The sequence below is a fragment of the Microcystis sp. LEGE 08355 genome, from assembly GCF_015207185.1.
Lineage (GTDB): Bacteria > Cyanobacteriota > Cyanobacteriia > Cyanobacteriales > Microcystaceae > Microcystis > Microcystis panniformis.
This window is the reverse complement of the sequence record NZ_JADEXI010000239.1, coordinates 1-6704: the sequence shown is the minus strand read 5'-3', so window position 1 is coordinate 6704 and position 6704 is coordinate 1. Positions and strand designations below refer to the sequence as shown.

The following is a 6704-nucleotide window of genomic DNA, read 5'->3' as shown; positions in this document are numbered from 1 at the left end:
GTGTGACAGAAGATGGGACAACTAACTTAGTCTATACCTTCACCCGTACTGGTGTAACAACAAATGCTTTAACAGTCAATTACACCCTCGGAGGGACAGCGACTCTCAATACCGACTACACTCGTACTGGGACTACCAATACAGTCACCTTTGCTGCTGGTTCAGCGACTGCTACCGTAACTGTTGACCCCACTGCTGACACCACAGTTGAACCCAACGAAACTGTTATTTTAACCCTTGCTTCTGGGAGCGGTTATACAGTAGGTACTCCTAACGCAGCCACGGGAACAATTACCGATGACGATAGCACTGTCACCTCGCAACTCTCCATCAATGACATCACCGTGGTGGAAGGTCAAAATAGTAATGCCATCCTCACCGTTACTGTCAATAACCCCAATCCACAACCAATTACTGTCAACTATACCACTGCACCCATTGATGCTACCGCCAATGTAGATTACACTAGCCAGACAGGAACCCTCACCATTGCGGCGAATACTTCCACTGCTACTATTAGCATTCCCATCCTCAATGATAACCTCAATGAACCTGATGAAGCCTTTACAGTAACCCTGTCAAATGCGGTTAATGCCACCATCAATCCCGACGAAGCAATTGGACAAGTAATTATTACTGACACCCTACAAAGCAGCATTACTCGAACCTTACCCAATAATGTGGAAAACCTCAGACTAATTGGCAGTAATAATATTAACGGTACAGGTAACGCCAGTGACAATAAAATTACCGGAAATAGCGGTAACAATATCCTCGCTGGTGCTAATGGTAACGATATTTACTGTTTCAATGCTTCAACCCCATTAGGAAGCGATACCATCCAAGAAACTACTACTGGTGGTATCGATACCCTCGACTTTACCGGGACAAATACCGCAGTAAGAGTTAACTTAGGGATTACTACAAACCAAACCGTCGTCACCAATAATCTAAGATTGACTTTTTCGGCCAATAACACCATCGAAAATATTATTAGCGATAGCGGTAATGACCGACTAACCGGGAATAGCCTTAATAATACTCTAACTGGTGGTGGTGGCAACGATCAATTAACCGGTCAAGACGGAAACGATAGTTTAATTGGTGGTTCCGGCGATGATTTACTTACTGGTGGTAATGGTAGCGATAACTTTATCTTCAATAGTAGTAATTTAGGCATCGATGCCATCAGCGATTTCACCCCAAGTAGTGATAAAATAGTATTAAGTAAAGCCATATTTACCGCCTTACAAAGTAGCATCGGCAATGGCTTCAGTCAACCGGCTGAATTTGCCAGCGTCGCTGACGATGATTTAGTTGCCACTAGCAGTGCTTTTATCGTTTACAGTAACAGCAGTGGCAGCATCTACTACAATCAAAATGGTAGTGCTGCTGGCTTAGGAAGTGGCTCTGAATTTGCCAGTTTGTTGACTGTTCCTACCCTGATAGCGACTGATTTTGCACTGATAAATTAACCTAGTCACACAGCCACTAATTTTAGGCGTAGGGTGCGTTAGGTGGCTAACAATTCCGTCAAAAAAACACGCATCAACAAGCCGCCGTAACGCACCACCTCTATTATTAAATCGGTGCGTTACGCTATCGCGCTTCACCCCTAAGAGTAAGCGGACAACTCAAATGAACCAAACAACCGCCAATTATACCAATTTTCAATAGTCGTGACTAACATCTAAAAGCGCAATTCCTGTCCGAGAGCGGAATTGCGCTTTGGAATAATCAACTAAGTCTGTCATCACTTTTGAAAAATGATATTATGATGAACCCTGGAAAGAAGCATTAAGAGAATATTTTGAAGCATTTTTAAGCTTCTTTTTTGCCGAAGTTCACCTAAAAAACGGGTTTCTCGGAGAAACCCGTTTTCTGGACTTTAAGACAAAAAAACGTTTCGCTGACAAACTCTATTCAGTTATCAGTTATCAGTGACTAAGTAGGTGGGTGGAATTAAATATAAGATGAACGTAGGTTGGGTTGAAGCATGAAACCCAACTCCCGATTATGTTACGCTACCGCTAACCCATCCTACAAATAATTGTGCCTCCCTACTTAATTGGAAGCAAGTAGCAATCCTTTTGCTATAATAGGGTCTGCTGAAAAGGTTTTTCCTGGTGGCAGGGTGTGGGGTGTAGGGTTTTACCGATTTTGTTCGTACCTCACCATTAGGATAACTGCTGTAACCGAAATAACCGACTCATGAAAAAGATAATATTGATTTTACTATTAGCTTGGCTTTTAGTTGCTAACCTGAATACCCAGGGGGTTTTAGCAGTGACGCTCGATTTTCAATGGTTGGGAAATCAGGGTTATACAGCTAAAGGTTCTTTTAGTTATGATGAAAAAACGGCCCCGACTATCTTTTCGGAAAAAGGTTCGGGAAAAATGCGAGTTTTAGAAAATTTTCAGGTATCTTTTTATGATAACATTGGTCAAGAGATCGCTAAATACGATAATGTCCGCGAGGGAATTTCCTCGGCTAATTATTTTCAGTTTAATTTTAATACCAAAACCGGTCAAGTTTTCGGCTCGATCGATCTGGGGGGTGAAGGGATGGGGGAAATCTATCTTCAAGGGGTGGTTAACGATAATTTGGCACTCTTGCGGGTGGAGTCGGTAGATCTGGTCATGGATGAGGATGATTCACCAGAAATTATCACTCAGTTTTAACTAAATTGATCGGGAAAATAGGGATCATCCTAGCCTAATTTTTCCGCTAATTCTAACCAGCGATCGGTTAAATTATCAATTTTTTGACTTAATTGAGCTAATTCTTCGGTCAGAGCGGTTATTTTAGTAAAATCTTCTAGGGGTTCTCCATAAAGTACCTTTTCAATTTCGGCTTTTTTTGCTTCTAAAATTGGTATTTGTTTTTCGATATCTTCGTATTCTTTTTTCTCTTTAAAAGAGATTTTCTTATTGACGGGTGAGGGAGAAGCTTTAACAGTTTTTGGGGTGACTTTTTTTTCTTTTGGTTCCTCCTCCTCTTTTTTCTGATCGAGATAAAGGGAATAATTACCCGGATATTGACGGATATTACCCCCGGTTTCAAAGGCAAAAATAGTATCAACTACTCGATCGAGAAAATAGCGATCATGGGAAACGACAATCACACAACCGTTAAAGTCTTCTAAATATTCTTCTAAAATTGCTAAAGTCTGCACATCGAGATCATTGGTGGGTTCATCTAGGATTAAAACATTAGGTGCACTCATCAAAACTCGTAGTAAAAATAAGCGTCGTCTTTCTCCTCCAGAAAGTTTATAAATTGGTGCATACTGTTGATCGGGAGGAAAGAGAAATTTTTCTAACATCTGGGAAGCGGTGATGACGCTACCGTCTAGGATTTTGACTAATTCGGCCACACTTTTCAGATATTCGATCACTCTTTGATTTTCGTTGATATTGAGATCATCGGATTGTTGATCGAAGTAACCAATATGAATAGTGGAACCGATGTCAACTGTGCCTGAATCGGGGAGAATTTTCCCGGTAATAATATCCATGAGAGTAGATTTTCCTACCCCATTACTGCCAATAACACCGATGCGATCTTCGGGAGTAAAAATATAGGTAAAATCTTTAATTAAAGTATGATCTCCGTAAGCTTTCGAGATCTTTTCTACTTCGATAACTTTTTTGCCGATGCGTCTTCCTGCGGTGGCAATATCGACTTTTCCCTCCACCTGTTTAAATTCCTTATTACCCATTGCCTGAATGCGATCAATCCGCGCTTTTTGTTTGGTGCTGCGTGCTTTTGGTCCCCGGGATAACCATTCTAATTCCCGTCGTAAAACTCCCGCGTGTTTGCGTTGACTACTGGCGATCGATTCTTCCGCTAAAGCTTTTTTTTCTAGATAATAGGCATAATTACCGGCATAAGTAGATAAGTCTCCCCGATCGATTTCAATGATGCGATTAGTCACTCGATCGAGAAAATAGCGATCGTGAGTAATTAATAATAATCCTCCCCGAAAACGGGACAAATAACTCTGTAACCACTCCACGGAAAGCGCGTCTAGATGGTTGGTGGGTTCATCCATCAATAAACAGTCAGGATCGGCTAAAAGTGCGGTAGCGATGGCGATTCTTTTGCGATATCCCCCCGATAAATCTCCCACACGAGCATTAAAATTATCGATGCCCAGTTTACTTAAAATAACTTTAGCATTAGTTTCTAAATCCCAGGCGGCAAGTTTATCAATTTGTTGCGAAACCCTTGACAAACTTTCCATAATAGTATCCAGATTTTCTGGCTCATGGACAAGGCGATCGGACAATTCCTCGTATTCCTTGATTAAAGTCATACTTTCGCCACTATCGGCGAAAACCTGCTCTAAAACCGTTTTATCGTCGTCTAGATCGGGTTGCTGGGGTAAATAGACGATTTTCATCCCCGAATTTATTTGAATTTCGCCACCATCGATCGATTCTAAACCGGCGATCATTTTCAATAGGGTCGATTTTCCCGATCCATTCGTACCGATCAGGCCGACTTTATCGCGATCATCGAGGCTAAAACTGGCATCTTTGAGAATTTCCTTGATACCGAAGTCTTTTTTGAGCGATCGAACCGTCAGCAGTGTCATGATTTCTGGGAATAATCCTTCTTTTCTAGTGTAGTGTCTGGACTAATGCAAAGGATAGATTAAGCAGGTTCTGCTGAAAAAGTTTTTCCCGAGGAAAAAAAACCTGTCCCTAATGCCGATGATAACCAGAAAAGGGACAGATTGGCTCAATTGCATGAGATTATTTTCAGGGGCCAGACGGCATCAGAAATTACATCATGCCCATGCCGCCCATGCCACCCATGCCGCCCATGCCACCCATGCCGCCCATGCCGCCCATATCGGCGGCTGCGGCTTCTTTAACGGGTTTTTCGACCACGAGGGCTTCCGTAGTTAAGACCATACCGGCGATAGAAGCGGCGTTTTGAACGGCTGACCGTACCACTTTAGCCGGATCGATAATTCCAGCGGCGATTAAGTCTTCGTACTTGCCGGTAAGGACATTGTAACCAACGCTAAAAGCGGTATCGCGCACACCTTCCACGATCACATCCCCTTCCACACCGGCGTTATTAGCCAACTGACGCAGGGGTGCTTCTAGGGCTTTAGCGACGATATCGGCGGCGACTTTTTCCTCATCGTTAGTCAAAGAAGCTTTGAAAGCCTTCACCTTAGAAGCCAGATGAATCAAGGTTGTACCACCGCCCGGGACGATACCTTCTTCCACGGCAGCTTTGGTGGCATTGAGGGCATCTTCGATGCGGAGTTTGCGATCCTTGAGTTCGGTTTCTGTGGCCGCCCCGACTTTAATCACGGCCACACCGCCGGCTAATTTAGCGATGCGTTCCTGTAATTTTTCCTGATCGAATTCGGAATCGGTTTCTTCTAACTGTTTTTTCAGTTGGGCGAGACGTTTCTGCACATCGGCCTTATTGCGGCTGTCTCCGGAGGCGACAATAATTGTATTGTCTTTTTCTAGGGTGATTTTTGCCGCTTGCCCCAGCAGATCGAGGCTAACCGTGTCAAGACTTAAGCCTACTTCTTCGGAAATCAGACGACCGCCGGTGAGGATGGCGATATCTTGTAAAACCGCCTTGCGACGTTCCCCAAAACTGGGGGCTTTGATAGCGACGACATTTAGGACACCCCGGGCCTTGTTGACCACTAGAGTGGCTAAGGCTTCGCCGTCCACATCTTCGGCGATAATTAATAGGGGACGACCTTGACGAGCAACGGCTTCGAGGACGGGGACTAATTCAGCGATCGCACTGATTTTTTTATCGGTAATCAGGATCAGGGGGTTGTCGTACTCGACGATCTGTCTTTCCTGATCGGTGATGAAATAGGGGGAGATATAACCGCGATCGATCTGCATCCCTTCCACTACTTCTAATTCGGTGGTTAGGGATTTCGATTCTTCGACGGTGATTACGCCATCGGTAGTGACTTTTTCCATGGCGGTGGCGATCATTTGTCCCACTTCTTCGTCGTTGCCGGAAGAAACGGTGGCCACTTGAGCGATCGCATCTCCAGCGATCGGTTTAGCGACGGCGGCGATTTCTTCGACTAGATAGGCGATGGTTTTGTCTAGTCCGCGTCTTAAGGCGACGGGATTGGCCCCGGCGGTAACGTTTTTCAGACCTTCTTTAATTAAAGCCTGGGCGATGATGGTGGCGGTAGTGGTGCCATCGCCCGCTAAATCTTTGGTTTTTGACGCTACTTCCTGAATTAATCTCGCCCCGGTGTTTTCGAGGGGATCGGACAATTCGATTTCTTTGGCCACGGTGATGCCGTCATTAACGATCTGGGGGGCGCCGTATTTCTTTTCTAACAAGACATTGCGTCCTTTCGGACCGAGGGTGATTTTTACCGCATCGGCCAAGGCGTTGACACCTTTTTCTAGGGCGCGACGGGATTCATCTTTGAAGGCAATGATTTTGGACATGGTATCGCTGTTGTGATAGGACTCCTTATAGTTAATTTAGCACTCTTAGGGCTTGAGTGCTAAGATGCGGCTGCGGTCATTGAGGAGATAACGATGTTGAGGAGATCAGGGTGTTATGGGGTGCATCTCATTTTTGTAAATCTACTAATTTGGGATTTTTCAGGGGAAACTTTCTCCTAAAATTGGGTGTTACTTTCGGTTTTATCACTCAATCCAAGCTCTGTCTGTTAGACACATTT

The 6704-nt window shown here is 44.1% G+C and carries 4 protein-coding genes; 2 read left to right on the top strand and 2 right to left on the bottom strand.

Annotation, left to right across the window (positions count from 1 at the left end; translation table 11 throughout):
* Both IQ242_RS13175 and IQ242_RS13170 read left to right on the top strand, forming a co-directional pair.
* Positions 1–1475, top strand: a 1475-nt coding sequence (locus IQ242_RS13175) for a calcium-binding protein (protein ID WP_193960278.1), incomplete at its 5' end; no start/stop codon positions are given.
* Positions 1476–2211: 736 nt separating this feature from the next.
* The gene (locus IQ242_RS13170) at positions 2212–2682 is read left to right on the top strand and encodes a hypothetical protein (protein WP_193960277.1); all 471 of its coding nucleotides are present in this window, start codon (positions 2212–2214) and stop codon (positions 2680–2682) included.
* Between the two features lie 29 nt (positions 2683–2711).
* On the opposite strand, the gene IQ242_RS13165 is transcribed toward IQ242_RS13170, so the two are convergent.
* Positions 2712–4601, bottom strand: a complete 1890-nt coding sequence (locus IQ242_RS13165) for an ABC-F family ATP-binding cassette domain-containing protein (protein WP_193960276.1) — start codon at positions 4599–4601, stop codon at positions 2712–2714.
* A 190-nt stretch (positions 4602–4791) separates the two neighbouring features.
* A complete protein-coding gene (groL, locus tag IQ242_RS13160; RefSeq protein ID WP_193960275.1) occupies positions 4792–6465 on the bottom strand; it encodes a chaperonin GroEL in 1674 nt (557 codons plus the stop codon).
* Positions 6466–6704: the final 239 nt, after the last annotated feature.

Coding starts and splice junctions, on each gene's coding strand:
- groL (WP_193960275.1), bottom strand. CDS start 6,465: ATGTCCAAAATCATTGCCTTCAAAGATGAATCCCGTCGCGCCCTAGAA.
- IQ242_RS13165 (WP_193960276.1), bottom strand. CDS start 4,601: ATGACACTGCTGACGGTTCGATCGCTCAAAAAAGACTTCGGTATCAAG.
- IQ242_RS13170 (WP_193960277.1), top strand. CDS start 2,212: ATGAAAAAGATAATATTGATTTTACTATTAGCTTGGCTTTTAGTTGCT.